This is a genomic window from Streptomyces sp. NPDC026417, assembly GCF_055567695.1.
In genome coordinates, this window is sequence record NZ_JBVHPY010000001.1 from 596,994 (window position 1) to 612,839 (window position 15,846).

The following is a 15,846-nucleotide window of genomic DNA, read 5'->3' on the forward strand; positions in this document are numbered from 1 at the left end:
GCCCCTCAGGGACGCACCGATGCCGACGCCCGCCCCTCAGGGAGGGGCGGGCGCAGACCTGGTGACGCGTCGTCAGCGAACGCGATACGAGTCGACGTATCCCGCCGCGGGCGACCCCACGCCGGTGACGTCGTCGTACCCCTTGACGGCCTTGAGCGAGCCGTCCTTGCCGAGGCTGCGGACGGACGTGAGCAGCCCCTCCGTCGCGTCGTAGCCGTTGGCGAAGTCCACGCGCGCCACGGCGAGTCCGGACCCCGTCGGGTTGTCCGTCACGTCGTGGTAGACCTTCGAGCCGTACTTGGCGTAGACCGACGGGTTGGCGAAGCCGATCGCCTTGCCGCCGCGCGCCTCCTGGGCGAGGGCCTGAACGGCCGCGATCACCGGCGCGGCGAGCGAGGTGCCGCCGATCCGGTACTCGTCGTACTGCTGCGACCCGTCCGGGAAGGTCTGTGTCTGACCGACCTTGAAACCGGTGTTGGGGTCGGCGATCGCCGCGATGTCCGGCACGGTCCGCATGGCCGTCGTACCGTTCGCCTTGGCGAGCGCGTCCGGCACCGTGCCCTTCTGGTAGAAGGGCTGCGACACGGTCCGGCTGGTGCCGCCGCCCGCGCCCGAGGTGAACGCCCCGGGGAAGCCGGTCCAGCTCTTGCCGTCCTCCGAGAGGGCGGCCTTCTCGGTGCCCCAGCCGGTCTCGAAGAGGTACTTGTCGTCCTTGCCGACGGCCAGCGAGGTGCCGCCGACCGCGGTCACCCAGGCCGAGTTGGCGGGGGTGTCGACCTGCTTCGTGCCGGTGTTGGCGACCTCGTCGCCGTTGTCGCCGGAGGAGAAGTAGAAGCCGATGCCCTCGACGGCGCCGAACTGGAAGACCTGGTCGTAGGCGGCCGCGATGTCGGGCGTCTCGTTGGCCTCGATGTCGCCCCAGGAGTTGGAGACGATGTCGGCGAGGTGACCGTCGACGATCTTGTTCAGCGAGTCGAGCAGATCGTCGTCGTAGCAGGAGGCGGCGCCCACGTACGTGATGTTCGCGGCGGGCGCGACCGCGTGCACGGCCTCGACGTCGAGGGTCTCCTCGCCGTACCAGCCGGCGGCCCCGCACTCCTCGGTCTTCGTGTACTTCCCGGGCAGCACCTGACGCAGCTGACCGCCGACGTACCTCGCGTCACCGTGCTTCTTCGCGTAGGTGGCCGCGTCGAAGGCGATGGTCGGCGAGGCGTACGCGTCGGTGATGGCGACCCGCACTCCCTTGCCGGTGCGGGTGCCCGCCCCGTAGGCGGCGCGCAGCTGCTTGCCGGTGTACCCCTTCACGGCGTACGGGATCTTCTTGCCGTACGCGGACGGCAGGGTGCTCGCGATGTTCGAGCCGTGGTACGAGGAGAAGGGCCCGGAGTTGCGGAACACGGCGTCCGGCGGCGGAAGTTGGTCCTGGTGGGTCGCCTTGTGCGGGGCGCTGTCCAGGCCGGTGACGGTCAGGACGGCACCGTTCAGGGCGGCCGGTGCGGAGGCCGTCCGCGACGGCGCCCGGTAGGTCTTCCTGCCCTTGGCGTAGTTGTGCAGTTGCGTGCCGAACGCCTTCTCGGCGGCGGCCACGTCACCCGTCACGGAGACGTAGTGCCGCGTCGTGCCGGTGACCCTCAGGCCCGCCGACCTCAGCCAGGAGGTGACGGCGGTGACCTGCGCCCTGGTCGCGCCGAAGCGGGCCTGGGCCCGTCCCGCGCTGAGGTACTTGCCGTACGAGGCCGAGTGCGGGTCGGACACGGCCTTGGCGTACGCGGCCAGACCGGAGGCGTCCCGGCCGGCGAGGTAGACCCGGGCGGAGACCCGGGAGCCGTCGGAGGCGGCCCCCTGGTCCGCGGAGGCCGTGGCCCAGGCGGGCTTGGTGCCGGTGAGGGTGTCGCGGGCCGGGCCGTCCGCGGCCTGGGCCGCGGGTATGCCGAGCGCCAGCGCACCGGCGAGCAGCGGCAGTGTCGCTGCCAGGCTCACTCCGGCGCGCCCTGTGGCGCGGTTGGATCTCATAGAACCCCCTGCGATGCGGTTCGTCGCATGTAGTGGTCGGTCCGTGATCCGCGTAGACCCCGTGCGGTCAGGGGGCACGGGGAAAGGATCACGCTCGGGCCACTCTCGCGACGAACCGTTCATGCCAGGGGAATGCATGGGCCAAGAAGAGCCCAAGGAACCGTATACGTAAGGGAATTGGGATGTCCTGCCCGTCATGTACGGTCTTGCGCCCGGGAGTCCGGCCGACCGGGGCGCGGCGCTGCTCCGTAGTCCGGCCACCGGCGTGCGCCCGCCCGGGAGCCCGGCGCTGCTCGGTAGTCCGGCCGCCGGCGTGCGGCCCGCCCGGGAGCCCGGCGCGCGGGTACACCCGTCAGGCGCGGGACGGCACGGGTCCCGGCGGCCTACGGCCGTCCGCCGGACACGGAGTTCTCGGCCGGTCCGACCGTCCGCCTGACGCGCCGCGGCGTGGCGCGGGGTTCGTTCAGTCCGACGGCGCGGAGCCGCGCTCCTTGAGCATGCCGGTGATGAGCTCCATCTCGGAGCGCTGACCCGCCACCATGCCCTTGGCCAGCCGGCGTTCGACGCCGACCCGGCACCTCTTCACGCACCCCTCGGCCATGTGCACCCCGCCCGCGTGGTGGGCGTACATCAGCCGCAGGTAGGTGATCTCGGCGTCCTTGCCGCTCTTCCTGCCGAGGTCCTTCAGCTGGGTGTTGGTCGCCATGCCGGGCATCAGCGCGCCGTCCTTGCCGGAGGCCATGCCGCCCATGTCCATCCACGTCATGGGCGGCTCGGCGGAGACCTTCGGCAGCTCCCACAGGTCGAGCCAGCCGAGCAGCATGCCGCGCTGGTTGGCCTGGGTCTGCGCGATGTCGTACGCGAGGCGCCGCACCTCCTCGTCCTCGGTACGGTCGCGCACGATGTACGACATCTCCACGGCCTGCTGGTGGTGGACGGCCATGTCCCGCGCGAAACCCGCGTCCGCGGAGTCCGCGGCGGGCGCCGTCATGCCGGACTCGCCGCCGTCGGCCACCGAGTACGTGATCGCCCCGGCCGCGACGAGGACGGCCGCGGCGGTCCCCGCGATCCAGCCGGTCTGCCTCATCCGGCTCACTTCGACAGGCCGTTGGTGCAGGCGGCCCCCGGTTCGGGCGTCTGCTTGCCCTGCACGTACGCCGAGAAGAAGGTGTCGACGTCCGGGTCGCTCGCGCCGGTGACCGTGCGCTGCTTGCCCCAAGCGCTGAGCATGATCGGGTCCTTCTGGTCCTCGACCGGGCTCATCAGCGTGTACGGGGTCTTCTTGACCTTCGCGGCGAGCGCCTTCACGTCGGCGTCGGAGGCCTTGTCGTTGTACGTCACCCACACGGCGCCGTGCTCCAGCGAGTGGACCGCGTTCATGTTGCCGACCGGCTTGGTGTAGACGTCGCCGTTGCAGTTCATCCACACCTGGTTGTGGTCACCGCCCACCGGCGGCTCCATCGGGTACTTCACCGTCTTGGTCACGTGGGTGCGGCCCAGTGTGCCCTTCCAGGTCTTCACCCCGTCCTTGCCGGTGACGAAGTGGCCCGACGCCGCCTTCGAGTCGCTCGCGCCGTCCTTGTCGGACTGCGACATGACGAGGTACGTCCCGCCGGCGACGAGACCCGCGACGATCACCACGCTCGCACCGATGGTCAGGATCCGGTTGCGGCGGTCGCGGGAACGCTCGGCGCGACGCATCTCCTCTATACGCGCCTTGCGCGAGGCATTGCTGCTGTTCTTGGCGGAACCCATGGCGAGTCCTTCGGAGAATGGTGGAAGTGGGACGGTCGGGTTTGCTGATCGTAGTGGGATCGGGGGCGGGGTATGCAGGGAGGTCACAGGATTGTCCGAAGGTGCCCCGGCGCCGCCCGCCGCCGCACCGGAACCGGGCCCCGCCCGCGGTATCGCCGGACCCGGGTGAGCAGGCAGTATGGGCAGCGGCGCGGTACACCTGCCGTACGCCGGGCGTTCAGACCATGGCCGGTCGGCCGATCATGGTCCGCAACGCGCATGAAATGGTGTTGTGGTGGGATGCTCATGTGCCCCGATCGTCCCCGAGACGTGGGAGCAGGCGGCCTGACCAGCAAGGATGGGTGGAAGCGGAAGATGGACAAGCAGCAGGAGTTCGTGCTCCGGACACTGGAGGAGCGTGACATCCGGTTCGTGCGCCTCTGGTTCACGGACGTGCTCGGCTTCCTGAAGTCGGTGGCCGTGGCCCCGGCCGAGCTGGAGCAGGCCTTCGACGAGGGCATCGGGTTCGACGGTTCGGCGATCGAGGGCTTCGCCCGGGTCTACGAGTCGGACATGATCGCCAAGCCGGATCCGTCGACGTTCCAGGTGCTGCCGTGGCGTGCGGAGGCCCCCGGGACGGCCCGGATGTTCTGCGACATCCTCATGCCGGACGGCTCGCCGTCCTTCGCGGACCCCCGCTACGTCCTCAAGCGTGCCCTCGCCAAGACCTCCGACCTCGGCTTCACCTTCTACACCCACCCCGAGATCGAGTTCTTCCTGCTGAAGGACCGCCCGCTGGACGGTTCGCGGCCCACCCCCGCCGACAACTCCGGCTACTTCGACCACACCCCGCAGAACGTCGGCCAGGACTTCCGTCGCCAGGCCATCACGATGCTGGAGTCGATGGGCATCTCGGTCGAGTTCAGCCACCACGAGGGCGCCCCCGGCCAGCAGGAGATCGACCTGCGCTACGCCGACGCGCTCTCGACGGCCGACAACATCATGACCTTCCGGCTGATCATGAAGCAGGTCGCGCTGGAGCAGGGGGTGCAGGCCACCTTCATGCCGAAGCCGTTCTCGGAGTACCCGGGCTCCGGCATGCACACCCACCTCTCCCTCTTCGAGGGCGACCGCAACGCGTTCTACGAGTCCGGCTCGGAGTACCAGCTCTCCAAGGTCGGCCGCTCCTTCATCGCGGGCCTGCTGCGGCACGCGGCGGAGATCTCCGCGGTCACCAACCAGTGGGTCAACTCCTACAAGCGCATCTGGGGCGGCTCGGAGCGCACCGCGGGCGCCGGCGGCGAGGCCCCCTCGTACATCTGCTGGGGCCACAACAACCGCTCGGCGCTGGTCCGCGTCCCGATGTACAAGCCCGGCAAGACCGGCTCGGCCCGGGTCGAGGTCCGCTCCCTGGACTCCGGCGCGAACCCCTACCTCGCCTACGCCCTGCTGCTGGCGGCCGGCCTCAAGGGCATCGAGGAGGGCTACGAGCTGCCCCCGGGCGCCGACGACGACGTCTGGGCCCTGCGCGACGCGGAGCGCCGCGCGCTGGGGATCGAGCCCCTCCCGCAGAACCTGGGCGAGGCGCTGACCCTCATGGAGCGCAGCGAACTCGTCGCCGAAACCCTCGGCGAGCACGTCTTCGACTTCTTCCTCCGCAACAAGAAGAGCGAGTGGGAGGAGTACCGCAGCGAGGTCACCGCCTTCGAGCTGCGGAAGAACCTGCCGGTGCTGTAGGCGCGTGAGGGCGGGTTCCGCCCTCGGTACGGCACAGGGGCCGACGGTCGTGGACCGTCGGCCCCTTCGCGTGGGAACGGGGTGGACGCCCGTCCGCAGGCCCGGCGAAAAGAGGTTGACGTCTGCCGGGCGAGGCGGTCGGATGGCGCCTCATGGGTGTGGGGGAGATGCGACCCGTCGACGACGGTCTCGTGCGCCGGCTGGTGGCCGGGCAGTTTCCGCGGTGGGCCGGGCTCGGGGTGGAGCGGGTGCCGTCCGGGGGCACGGTGAACGCCATGTACCGGCTGGGCGAGGACATGGTCGTCCGGCTGCCGCTGACGGCGGGCGGGGCCGGGGACGTGTTCCTGGAGCGGGAGTGGCTGCCGCGGCTGGCCCCGGCGCTCCCGGTGGCCGTTCCCGAGGTGCTGGGGGCCGGAGAGCCCGCCGAGGGCTGGCCGTGGCCGTGGTCGGTGTACCGGTGGCTGGCCGGCACCCTGCCCGAGGCGGGGGCGTTGAGCGCGCCGGAGCCGCTGGCCGAGGACCTGGCCGGATTCGTGACCGCGATGCGGGGCGTCACCCTGCCGGGGGCGCCGCGGGCCCACCGCGGGGGACCGCTCGCCTCGCTCGACGAGGAGACGCGGGCGGCGATCACGGCGCTGCGCGGGATCCCGGAGGAGGGCGTCGACTGCGACGCCGTGACTGCCGTGTGGGAGGACGCGCTGCGTACCCCCGGCCCCGACGGGCCGCCGGTGTGGCTGCACGCCGACCTGATGCCGGGCAACCTGCTGGTCGACGGGGGCCGGCTGACCGCGGTGATCGACTTCGGGTGCATGGGGGCGGGCGACCCGGCCTGCGACCTGTTCCCGGCCTGGAACCTGCTGCCCGCCGGGGCCCGGAAGGTCTTCCGCGAGGCCCTCGGGGCGGACGAGGCGTCCTGGACCCGCGGCCGGGCGCGCACGCTCTCCCAGGCGGTGATCGCCCTGCCGTACTACCGCACGACGAACCCGTCGATGGCCCGCAACGCCCGGCACGTGATCCGGGCGGTGCTGGAGGAGGTCCGCTGATCCGCGCGTCCGGGGACGGGTGGGTCAGGGCAGGAACGCCGGGGACACGGCCGCGGGGGTGGTGCGCCGCGGCCTGCCCGTGCCGTCGGACGGGACGGCGTAGAGGTCGGCCCCGTAGTCGCCGGGGAGGGCGTAGACCAGGGTGTGCGCGTCCTGCCAGACGGCCTGGTCGTCGACGCTGCGGGGTTCCGCGAGCGGCGTCTCGCGCATCGTCCGCAGGTCCAGGACGTGCAGGCGCCAGGGCGCGTCGGCCGGGAGTCCCTCGACCCGCTTCTTGAAGGCGACGCGGGTGCCGTCGGGGGAGAGCGACGGGCACTCCACGTTCGTACGGAGCGTGGTGACCGTACGGGCGCGCAGGTCCCCCCGGACCAGATGGGTCCGCCCCCTCGTGGCCAGCGTGGCGTAGAAGTGCCGGTCGTCCGCGGCGAAGGTGACGCCCCAGAAGTTGACGTCCGCGGCGCGGTGGCGGCGGCCGTCCATGACGATGCGGAAGGCCTCCAGGGACGGGGTCAGCCGGCCCGTGCGCGTGTCCACGATCGCCGTGCGGGTGGAGAAGTCCGTCCCCGCGTACGAGTCGCCGCCCACGAATGCCGTCCAGGCGGCGAACCGGCCGCTGGGGGAGACCCGCGCCCGGGAGGGGATGCCCGGCACGTCGTAGCGGGCCCTCTCGTGCAGAGCGGCGTCGAGGATCACCGCCCGGTAGGTGTCCTGGACGGTGCCGTGCACCGCCTGGAGGCAGACCCCGGTGCCCGAGGCCGCGTGGAAGCGCAGGCACTTCACCTTCGACGCGGTGCGCGGTCCCGCGGGGTCCGACGCGGAGACCGTCGTCAGCTCGTCCCGGTGCGGGCCCCACGCCATGTTGCGGAAGACCAGGCGGCGGTCCGGACCGGTCAGCGCGACCGGGCCCGGGGTGATCCTCGGGCCGCCGGGCTGTGCCCGGTCCCGGCGGTCGGCGCGGGCCGAGGCGTGCAGCACGGACGCCATGGCGACACCGGCCAGCAGCAGCAGCGCGAGGGCCAGGACGAGGACGCGGGCGCGGGTCGTCATACGGGAACCTCCGGAGTCGTCGCCCTCGGCCGGAGGCGGAGCGCCCACAGCGCGCAGCCGGCCAGCGCCACGGCGGACGCGGTGAGCGCCGTCCGGTCGCCCCACGCCGTCCAGGCCGTGCCGAAGCCGAGCGAGCAGACGAAGCGGGCCAGCGCCTGCCCGGTCTGGACGAGGGCCAGCCCGGAGGAGCGCAGCGCCTCCGGGACGCTGTCCGACGCGGCGGCCATCAGCACGCCGTCGGTGGCCGCGTAGAAGCCGCCGTGCAGGAGCAGTACGGCGTACGGCAGTGCGGTGCCGTGCCAGGACGAGAGCAGCAGGCCGTACGCGAGGAGCAGGGCGCCGTGGCCGGCCAGGAACACCCGCCACCGTCCGGCGCGGTCCGCGAGCCGGCCCAGCGGGACGGCGAGCAGCAGGAAGGCGGCGGCGGTGCCGAGGGGGAGCAGCGCGAACCAGCGGTCCGGTACGCCGAGGCGCCGCTGGAGCAGCAGGTACACGAAGGAGTCGCTGACCGTCGCGAGGCCGAGCAGCAGGGCGCAGACGGTGATGCGGCGCAGCCCGCGCTCCCGGAGGAGGCCGAGGGCGGCACGGAGCGTGGGCCGCGACGGGACCACCCCGGCGCCGACCCCATCCACGCCACCGCTGCCGCGACCGGTTCCGGAATCAGCACCGGCTCGGGCTCCGGCACGACCCGGTACGGATCCCGCCGCCGGGGCATACGTTCGGGCTCCGGCACGACCCGGTACGGGGGCATCCGCCGGCCCCGCGCGTCCCCGCGAAGCGGCTCCCGGCACGAACAGCACCAGGACCAGCACGCCCGCCACGGCCACGCAGAAGCTGACCGTGAACACCGCGTCGTAGCCGTCGACCGTCGCCCGCAGGATGAGGAAGGCGGCCAGGGGGCCCAGCAGGGCGCCCGCCGTGTCCATGGCCCGGTGGACGCCGAAGGCGCGGCCCCGCGTCGCGGGTGTGCTCGACAGGGAGATGAGCGCGTCGCGCGGGGCCGTGCGCAGCCCTTTGCCGGTTCGGTCGGCCGCCAGGACGAGGCCGATGGGGGTCAGCGTGTGGGCCAGCAGGAGCAGGGGTTTGCAGGCCGCCGACAGTCCGTAGCCGAAGCCGGCCACCCATTTGTGGCGGCCGCCCCCGCGGTCGGCGAGGTGCCCGCCGGCCAGCCGGACCAGCGCCGAGAACCCGTTGTAGATCCCGTCGAGCAGGCCGAAGCCCAGCGGCGACAGGCCGAGGCCCGCCACCAGGTACAGCGGCAGCACCGCCGTCACCATCTCGGAGGAGACGTCCGTGATCAGGCTGACCGTGCCGAGCGCGAGCACCGTGGGGGCGACCGCGGCGGAGCGCCGCCCGGCGCGGGGCCGGGCGGCGCCTTCCGCGGACGCCGTCGCCGGGGTGCCGGCCCGGCTGTCCGCTACGTACACGTCAGGACGTCCAGATCCCGGTGATGTCCTTCGCGGAGGCGGCGTTGCCCGCGTGCGGGAGGCCGTGCATGTCCTCCAGGGTGCGGAGCAGGTCGTAGTGGTTGTAGCTGGTCGAGGAGCTGGAACCGGCCGTCACCTGCCGGCCGTACAGCACCGTCGGGATCCGGTTGCCGCTGAGCCGGTTGTCCTCGTCGAAGGTGACGACGAGGAGGCTGTTGTGGGTCCTGGCCCAGGTGGCGTACGCGCCCAGCTTGTTCTTGAGCCAGGTGTCGCCGGTGGACACCGAGCAGTCGTGCATGTCGCTGCACAGGTTGGGGACGACGAAGGAGACCTGGGGGAGCGTCGCGTAGTCCGTCGGGAACTGGGCGAAGGTCTTCGCCGAGGAGGTCGGCACGTTGCTGAAGCCGAACCACGGGTTGTGCTTGCGGGCGTACGAGCCGCTGCTGCACGTCGTCGAGCCCTGGCTGGGCAGCGTCTCGTTGTAGCTCGCCCAGCTCTTGCCGGCCGCGATCAGCTCGGAGGCCAGGTTCGGGGCGGAGGAGAAGCCGGGCGTGTAGCAGCTGTCGTCGGTGACGCCCTGGGTGGAGCCGCTGAAGAGCGCGAAGTAGTTGGGCTGGCTCGGGTGGGTCTCGGCGTAGGACTGGGAGAGGCTGGCGCCGCCGGTCCTGAGCGAGTTGATGTACGGGGCGCTGGAGGAGCCGATGACCTGGCTGTAGGCGTGGTTCTCGAAGACGACCACGACCACGTGGTCCGGGGTCGGGACCCCGGCCGCGGCCCGCGCCGGGGAGGAACCCCCGAACCCGGTCCAGAGCCCGGCCGCGGCGGCGGCGAGGGCGAGCGCGGACGCCACGAGGGCACGGCTGCGGCGGTACACGGTTCTGCCGGACACTTCAGACCTCCGGTGTGGGGGACGAGGACGGGAGCGGTGCGGACAGAGCATGCACACGCCAACATTCCCGTGGCCCACGTCCCCCAACCCGAGGAGTGAAGAGCGGGTGAACTACTGTCGCCCGGCGGCCAGCTCCGCGAGCAGCTTGTGCAGCGGCTTCGCCGCCCGCTGCCGGTACTCCTGGATCGCCCAGCCGTTCCCGTCCGGGTCAGTGAAGTACATGAACGTGGCGCCGTCCTGGGGAGCGAACGCCTGCGGCTCGCTGACGTCGAGTCCGCGCTCCCTCAGCTCCTCGTAGGCGGCCTTGGCGTCCTCCACGCACAGCTGCATGCCGTGGTAGGTCCCCGGCTGCGGGGTCCCCGTCGGGATCCGCAGCCCGTCGACGAGCGCGATGGAACACCCGGAGCCCGGTGGTGTCAGCTGCACGATCCGCACTCCCTCCATCACCTCGCCGTCCAGATCGACGTGGAAGCCGACCTTGTCCCGGTAGAACTCCTTGGCCCGGTCCACGTCGGAGACGGGCAGCAGGATCACTTCGAGGGTCATGTCCACTGGATGCATCCCTTCGTCGCGCGCCGGCCGGGGCGCCTGTGCGTCCGGCCGCGTTCCGCTCCCCTCACCGAAGCCGAATGCGGGCCGCCGCGCCACCGCTTGCGCCGAAGAGACCGGCCCGGTTACCGGCGGCCGCCCCGGAGCCGCCCCCGCACTCTGCGGTTAGGCTCAAACCCGTACGACCTTGATCCGACAGGAGGCCGAGGATGACGGCGCCGGGGCGCAGAAGCAGTACCTTCTCTCGGCTGCTGCGGCACGGTTTCACCGATCCGTCCGCGGCCGAGCGACTGCTGGACGGCGCCGAGCTGGCGCCCGTCCGGGCCGACCCCGTCCTGCTCGACGCGCTGGGCGCGACCGCGGACCCCGATCTCGCGCTGCTCGGGCTGGTCCGGCTGGTGGAGGCGCAGGACGGCCACACCGCCCAGCGGGAGCTGCTGGACACGCTCATAGCGTCGAAGCCGCTGCGGGACCGGCTGCTCGGCGTGCTCGGGGCCTCGTCCGCGCTCGCCGACCATCTCGCCCGCCACCCGCAGGACTGGCAGGCGTTCGTGATGTACGAGCCGCGCGACCTCCATCCCGGAGTGGAGGAGTTCGAGCGGGGACTGGCGGAGGCGGACGACCCCGTCCGGCTGCGCGTCGCCTACCGGCGCTGCCTGCTGTCCATCGCCGCCCGGGACGTGTGCGGCACCACCGACCTGGCCCAGACCGCCGCCGAACTCGCCGACCTCGCGACGGCCACCCTGCGCGCGGCCCTCGCGATCGCGGGCGCCGCGGCGCCCGACGACGCCGCGCTGTGCCGGCTCGCGGTCGTCGCGATGGGCAAGTGCGGCGGCCACGAGCTGAACTACGTGTCCGACGTCGACGTGATCTTCGTGGGGGAGGCCGTCGAGGGCGCCGACGAGGGCAAGGCGATCCAGGCCGCGACCCGGCTCGCCTCCCACATGATGCGCATCTGCTCCGAGACGACGGTCGAGGGCACCATCTGGCCCGTCGACGCCAACCTGCGCCCGGAGGGCCGCAACGGCCCGCTGGTGCGGACCCTGAGCAGTCACCTCGCCTACTACCAGCGGTGGGCCAAGACCTGGGAGTTCCAGGCGCTGCTGAAGGCGCGGCCGGTCGCCGGGGACCTCGCGCTCGGCCGGGAGTACGTCGCCACGCTCGCCCCGCTCGTCTGGCACGCCGCCGAACGCGAGAACTTCGTCCCCGACGTGCAGAAGATGCGCCGCCGCGTCGTGGAGAACATCCCCGTCGCCGAGATCGAACGCGAGCTGAAGCTCGGCCCCGGCGGCCTGCGTGACGTCGAATTCGCCGTGCAGCTCCTGCAGTTGGTGCACGGGCGGGCCGACACCTCGCTGCGCAGCGGCACCACGCTGGACGCCCTGAAGGCGCTGGCCGCCGGCGGGTACGTGGGGCGCGCCGACGCGGTGCAGCTCGACGCGGCGTACCGCTTCCTGCGATCCATGGAGCACCGGATCCAGCTCTACCGGCTGCGCCGGACCCACCTCGTCCCCGAGGGCGAGGCCGATCTGCGGCGCATCGGCCGCTCGCTCGGGCTGCGCACCGACCCGGTCACCGAGCTGAACCGCGAGTGGAAGCGGCACGCGTCCGTCGTACGACGGCTGCACGAGAAGCTCTTCTACCGGCCGCTGCTCGACGCCGTCGCCCAACTCGCACCGGGCGAGCACCGGTTGAGCACGGACGCGGCACGCGAACGGCTGGTCGCCCTCGGGTACGCCGATCCGGCCGCCGCGCTGCGGCACCTGGAGGCGCTGGCGTCGGGTGTCACCCGCAAGGCCGCGATCCAGCGGACCCTGCTGCCGGTGCTGCTCGGCTGGTTCGCGGACTCCGCCGACCCGGACGCGGGTCTGCTCAACTTCCGCAAGGTCTCGGACGCGCTGGGCAAGACGCCCTGGTACCTGCGACTGCTCCGGGACGAGGGGGCCGCCGCCGAGAACCTGGCGCGGGTGCTGTCGGCGGGACGGCTCGCGCCCGACCTGCTGATGCGGGCCCCCGAAGCGGTCGCCCTCCTCGGGGACGGCGCCGCCGGCGGACTGGAGGCCAGGTCGCGGGCCCACCTGGAGCAGGAGATCCTCGCGGCGGTCGGCCGGGCCCCCCACGGCGAGCAGGCCGTCACGGCCGCGCGCGGGGTGCGCCGGCGCGAGCTGTTCCGCACCGCGGCCGCGGACATCGTCGCCTCCTACGGCACCGAGGAGACACCCGCCGTGGCCGATCAGGGAGCGCTGGTGGACCGGGTCGGCGCCGCGATCTCGGACCTCACCGCGGCCACCCTGTCCGGCACCCTGCGTGCCGTCGTGCGGGACGGGTGGGGGGACACGCTGCCCACCCGGTTCGCCGTGATCGGGATGGGCCGCTTCGGGGGCCACGAACTGAACTACGGCTCGGACGCCGACGTGCTGTTCGTGCACGAGCCGCGCGAGGGCGTCGACGAGCAGGAGGCCTCGCGCGCCGCGAACGCCGTCGTCTCCGAGATGCGGCGGCTGCTGCAGCTGCCGAGCTCGGATCCGCCGCTGCTCATCGACGCCGACCTGCGGCCCGAGGGCAAGTCGGGCCCGCTGGTGCGGACCCTCAACTCCTACGCGGCCTACTACCGCCGCTGGTCGCTCGGCTGGGAGTCGCAGGCGCTGCTGCGTGCCGAACCCGTCGCGGGCGACGAGGACCTCGGGCGCCGCTTCGTCGAGCTGATCGATCCGCTGCGCTACCCGGCGGACGGGCTGGGGGACGACGCCGTGCGGGAGATCCGCCGCCTGAAGGCGCGGATGGAGGCGGAGCGGATGCCGCGCGGCGCCGACCCGACCCTGCACACCAAGCTCGGCCGGGGCGGGCTCTCCGACGTGGAGTGGACGGTCCAGCTGCTGCAGCTGCGCCACGCACGGGCCGAACCCGGGCTGCGCACGACGCGGACGCGGGCCGCCCTCGCCGCCGCGTGCGCCGCGGGCCTGCTCTCCGAGGAGGACGCGGGCATCCTGGACGAGGCGTGGGTCCTCGCGACCCGGGTGCGCAACGCGGTGATGCTGGTGCGCGGGCGGGCCGGGGACACCTTCCCCTCGGACGGGCGGGAGCTGGCCGCCGTGGGGCGGTACCTGGGCTACGAGACCGGGCACGTCGGGGACCTGCTGGAGGGGTACCGGCGGACCACGCGACGGGCACGTGCCGTGGTGGACGAGCTGTTCTACGCCGGCTAGCAGCCGGGGCCCCGGGACCCCGGCTCAGACGCCGGCCGGCTCCCGGGGTTCCCTGCCGGGCTCCGGGACCCGGCGCGGCAGGGAGTAGGGCAGCGCCCCGTACCACAGGCCGGCGACCGCGAAGCCGAAGGCCAGGCAGAGCACGCCGCCCACCGCGTCGAGCCAGAAGTGGTTGGCCGTGGCGACGATGACCACCAGGGTGGCCGCCGGGTAGAGGAGGCCGAGCACGCGGGCCCAGGGGGCCGAGGCCAGGGCGAAGATCGTGAGGCCGCACCACAGCGACCAGCCGATGTGCATCGAGGGCATCGCCGCGTACTGGTTCGACATGTTCTTCAGGTCGCCCGACGCCATGGAGCCCCAGGTCTGGTGGACCAGGACCGTGTCGACGAAGCCGCTGCCGCTCATCAGCCGGGGCGGCGCGAGGGGGAAGAAGTAGTAGCCGACCAGTGCGACGGCGGTCGTCGCGAAGAGCGCCGTGCGGGTGGCCGCGTACCGGCCCGGGTGACTGCGGTAGAGCCACACCAGAACACTCAGCGTCACCACGAAATGCAGTGTCGCGTAGTAGTAGTTCATGCCGACGATCAGCCAGGTCACCGCGTTCACGGTGTGATTGACCGACTCCTCCACGGCGATGCCGAGCTGGTGCTCGACCCGCCAGATCCAGTCGGTGTTGCGCAGCGCCTGCGTCCGCTGCTCCGGGACCGCGTTGCGGATCAGCGAGTACGTCCAGTAGCTCGCACCGATCAACAGGATCTCGAACCAGAAACGGGGGCGTCGCGGGGCGCGCATCCGGCGCAGCAGGACACGGTCCGCGCGGGCGTTCGAGCCGTCCTCGACGGACTGTGGAGTGGCCTGCTCCCGGCCTTCCAGTGTCGTCACGGTCTCACCCATAAGGACAGAGTCTGCCAGAAAAGCCTTCCCTCCCCGATGATCCCCGAGTCGGGTCCGGGCCGCATGTCCAGCTCTCCACGGCGCCGGGGCCCGCGGATTCACTCTCAGGGGCGACTGCGGTCCCCGGGCGCGGACGCGGTCGAGCCGCGCACCACCAGTTCCGGCATGAAGACGAATTCGCTGTGCGGGGCGGGCGTCCCGCCGATCTCCTCCAGCAGCGTGCGCACCGCCGCCTGTCCCATGGCCGGCACCGGCTTGCGGACGGTGGTGAGCGGCGGGTCCGTGAAGGCGATGAGGGGCGAGTCGTCGAAGCCGACGACCGAGATGCCCTTCGGCACGTCCAGGCCGAGCTGCCGTGCCGCCCGTATCGCGCCCAGCGCCATCATGTCGCTGGCGCACACCACCGCGGTGCAGTCCCGGGCGATGAGGGCGGTGGCGGCGGCCTGTCCGCCCTCCAGCGTGTACAGGGAGTGCTGGACCAGTTGCTCCTCGATCTCGGCGGGACGCAGGCCGAGCTGCTCCTGCATCGTGCGCACGAAGCCCTCGATCTTCCGCTGCACCGGTACGAAGCGCTTCGGGCCGAGGGCGAGACCGATCCGGGTGTGGCCGAGCGAGACGAGGTGGGTGACCGCCAGGCTCATCGCCGCCCGGTCGTCGGGCGAGATGAACGGGGCCTGGACCTTCGGCGAGAAACCGTCGACGAGGACGAACGGCACCCCCCGGGCGCGCAGCTGCTCGTAGCGCTGCATGTCCGCGGAGGTGTCCGCGTGCAGGCCCGAGACGAAGATGATGCCGGCGACGCCCCGGTCGACGAGCATCTCCGTCAGCTCGTCCTCGGTGGAACCGCCGGGGGTCTGGGTCGCCAGCACCGGGGTGTAGCCCTGACGCGTCAGCGCCTGGCCGATGACCTGGGCCAGCGCCGGGAATATGGGGTTCTCCAGCTCCGGGGTTATCAGCCCGACCAGTCCCTCGCTGCGCTGCCGCAGCCGGACCGGGCGTTCGTAGCCCAGCACGTCGAGGGCGGCCAGGACGGACTGGCGGGTGGTCGCGGCGACGCCCGGCTTCCCGTTCAGGACGCGGCTGACAGTCGCCTCACTGACCCCCGCCTGGGCTGCGATGTCGGCAAGCCGTGTGGTCACGGGATTGGACTGTACCGGCCGGGTCTCGCGTTGCCCACCAACCAGGCGCCGTGCGCGGCCGGTTGAACGGCTCGCTCCGGGCTGCTGCGTCATCGGGCTCCCTCGTGTTCTGGTCGGCTCGGCGTCCCGTGCGTGCGCCGCGGGAAAGGGGTGGCTCCTGCAAGGCGCTGA

General features: G+C 72.5%; 12 protein-coding genes. 3 read left to right on the forward strand and 9 right to left on the reverse strand.

The features are described 5' to 3' along the window. Window positions 1–72 precede the first annotated feature (72 nt). The 3 genes from ACZ4NT_RS02560 to ACZ4NT_RS02570 all read right to left on the reverse strand — a co-directional run bounded on the left by ACZ4NT_RS02560 (window position 73) and on the right by ACZ4NT_RS02570 (window position 3,768). A complete protein-coding gene (locus ACZ4NT_RS02560; RefSeq protein ID WP_467722841.1) occupies window positions 73–2,013 on the reverse strand; it encodes a S53 family peptidase in 1,941 nt (646 codons plus the stop codon). Window positions 2,014–2,476: 463 nt separating this feature from the next. Further along, window positions 2,477–3,100, reverse strand: coding sequence for a DUF305 domain-containing protein (locus tag ACZ4NT_RS02565; protein WP_467722843.1), 624 nt, complete (start codon window positions 3,098–3,100; stop codon window positions 2,477–2,479). Between the two features lie 5 nt (window positions 3,101–3,105). After that, entirely contained in the window at window positions 3,106–3,768 is a 663-nt protein-coding gene (locus tag ACZ4NT_RS02570) for a DUF3105 domain-containing protein (RefSeq protein ID WP_121403380.1), read from the reverse strand. A gap of 354 nt (window positions 3,769–4,122) precedes the next feature. Between ACZ4NT_RS02570 and glnA the strand changes: the two genes are divergently transcribed. Both glnA and ACZ4NT_RS02580 read left to right on the forward strand, forming a co-directional pair. Further along, the gene (gene glnA / locus ACZ4NT_RS02575) at window positions 4,123–5,484 is read left to right on the forward strand and encodes a type I glutamate--ammonia ligase (RefSeq protein ID WP_121403381.1); all 1,362 of its coding nucleotides are present in this window, start codon (window positions 4,123–4,125) and stop codon (window positions 5,482–5,484) included. 167 nt (window positions 5,485–5,651) lie between these two features. Continuing rightward, window positions 5,652–6,527, forward strand: coding sequence for an aminoglycoside phosphotransferase family protein (locus ACZ4NT_RS02580; protein WP_467722845.1), 876 nt, complete (start codon window positions 5,652–5,654; stop codon window positions 6,525–6,527). 24 nt (window positions 6,528–6,551) lie between these two features. On the opposite strand, the gene ACZ4NT_RS02585 is transcribed toward ACZ4NT_RS02580, so the two are convergent. The 4 genes from ACZ4NT_RS02585 to ACZ4NT_RS02600 form a co-directional block, all read right to left on the reverse strand. Then, window positions 6,552–7,574: a TolB family protein gene (locus tag ACZ4NT_RS02585; protein WP_467722847.1), complete on the reverse strand. Its 1,023-nt coding sequence runs from the start codon at window positions 7,572–7,574 to the stop codon at window positions 6,552–6,554. After that, a complete protein-coding gene (locus tag ACZ4NT_RS02590) occupies window positions 7,571–9,001 on the reverse strand; it encodes an MFS transporter (RefSeq protein ID WP_467722849.1) in 1,431 nt (476 codons plus the stop codon). The genes ACZ4NT_RS02585 and ACZ4NT_RS02590 overlap by 4 nt, the downstream gene beginning before the upstream one ends. 1 nt (window position 9,002) lies before the next feature. Then, a complete protein-coding gene (locus ACZ4NT_RS02595; RefSeq protein ID WP_121403385.1) occupies window positions 9,003–9,890 on the reverse strand; it encodes an alkaline phosphatase family protein in 888 nt (295 codons plus the stop codon). Window positions 9,891–10,001: 111 nt separating this feature from the next. Beyond that, the gene (locus ACZ4NT_RS02600; protein ID WP_121403386.1) at window positions 10,002–10,442 is read right to left on the reverse strand and encodes a VOC family protein; all 441 of its coding nucleotides are present in this window, start codon (window positions 10,440–10,442) and stop codon (window positions 10,002–10,004) included. A gap of 206 nt (window positions 10,443–10,648) precedes the next feature. On the opposite strand from ACZ4NT_RS02600, the gene ACZ4NT_RS02605 reads away from it, so the two are divergent. Next, window positions 10,649–13,645, forward strand: a complete 2,997-nt coding sequence (locus tag ACZ4NT_RS02605) for a bifunctional [glutamine synthetase] adenylyltransferase/[glutamine synthetase]-adenylyl-L-tyrosine phosphorylase (protein WP_121403387.1) — start codon at window positions 10,649–10,651, stop codon at window positions 13,643–13,645. A 24-nt stretch (window positions 13,646–13,669) separates the two neighbouring features. Here the strand turns inward: ACZ4NT_RS02605 and ACZ4NT_RS02610 are convergent, their stop codons facing one another. Together ACZ4NT_RS02610 and ACZ4NT_RS02615 are read right to left on the reverse strand one after the other, a co-directional pair. Continuing rightward, window positions 13,670–14,536, reverse strand: coding sequence for a phosphatase PAP2 family protein (locus ACZ4NT_RS02610; RefSeq protein WP_467722852.1), 867 nt, complete (start codon window positions 14,534–14,536; stop codon window positions 13,670–13,672). A 104-nt stretch (window positions 14,537–14,640) separates the two neighbouring features. After that, complete coding sequence (locus tag ACZ4NT_RS02615) at window positions 14,641–15,675, reverse strand: LacI family DNA-binding transcriptional regulator (protein WP_121403389.1); 1,035 nt, start codon at window positions 15,673–15,675, stop codon at window positions 14,641–14,643. Window positions 15,676–15,846: the final 171 nt, after the last annotated feature.

Bases quoted from the DNA above. Each gene is read 5' to 3' on its own strand.
- ACZ4NT_RS02560 (WP_467722841.1), bottom strand. From the start codon at position 2,013: ATGAGATCCAACCGCGCCACAGGGCGCGCCGGAGTGAGCCTGGCAGCG.
- ACZ4NT_RS02565 (WP_467722843.1), bottom strand. From the start codon at position 3,100: ATGAGGCAGACCGGCTGGATCGCGGGGACCGCCGCGGCCGTCCTCGTC.
- ACZ4NT_RS02570 (WP_121403380.1), bottom strand. From the start codon at position 3,768: ATGGGTTCCGCCAAGAACAGCAGCAATGCCTCGCGCAAGGCGCGTATA.
- glnA (WP_121403381.1), top strand. From the start codon at position 4,123: ATGGACAAGCAGCAGGAGTTCGTGCTCCGGACACTGGAGGAGCGTGAC.
- ACZ4NT_RS02580 (WP_467722845.1), top strand. From the start codon at position 5,652: ATGCGACCCGTCGACGACGGTCTCGTGCGCCGGCTGGTGGCCGGGCAG.
- ACZ4NT_RS02585 (WP_467722847.1), bottom strand. From the start codon at position 7,574: ATGACGACCCGCGCCCGCGTCCTCGTCCTGGCCCTCGCGCTGCTGCTG.
- ACZ4NT_RS02605 (WP_121403387.1), top strand. From the start codon at position 10,649: ATGACGGCGCCGGGGCGCAGAAGCAGTACCTTCTCTCGGCTGCTGCGG.
- ACZ4NT_RS02610 (WP_467722852.1), bottom strand. From the start codon at position 14,536: ATGGGTGAGACCGTGACGACACTGGAAGGCCGGGAGCAGGCCACTCCA.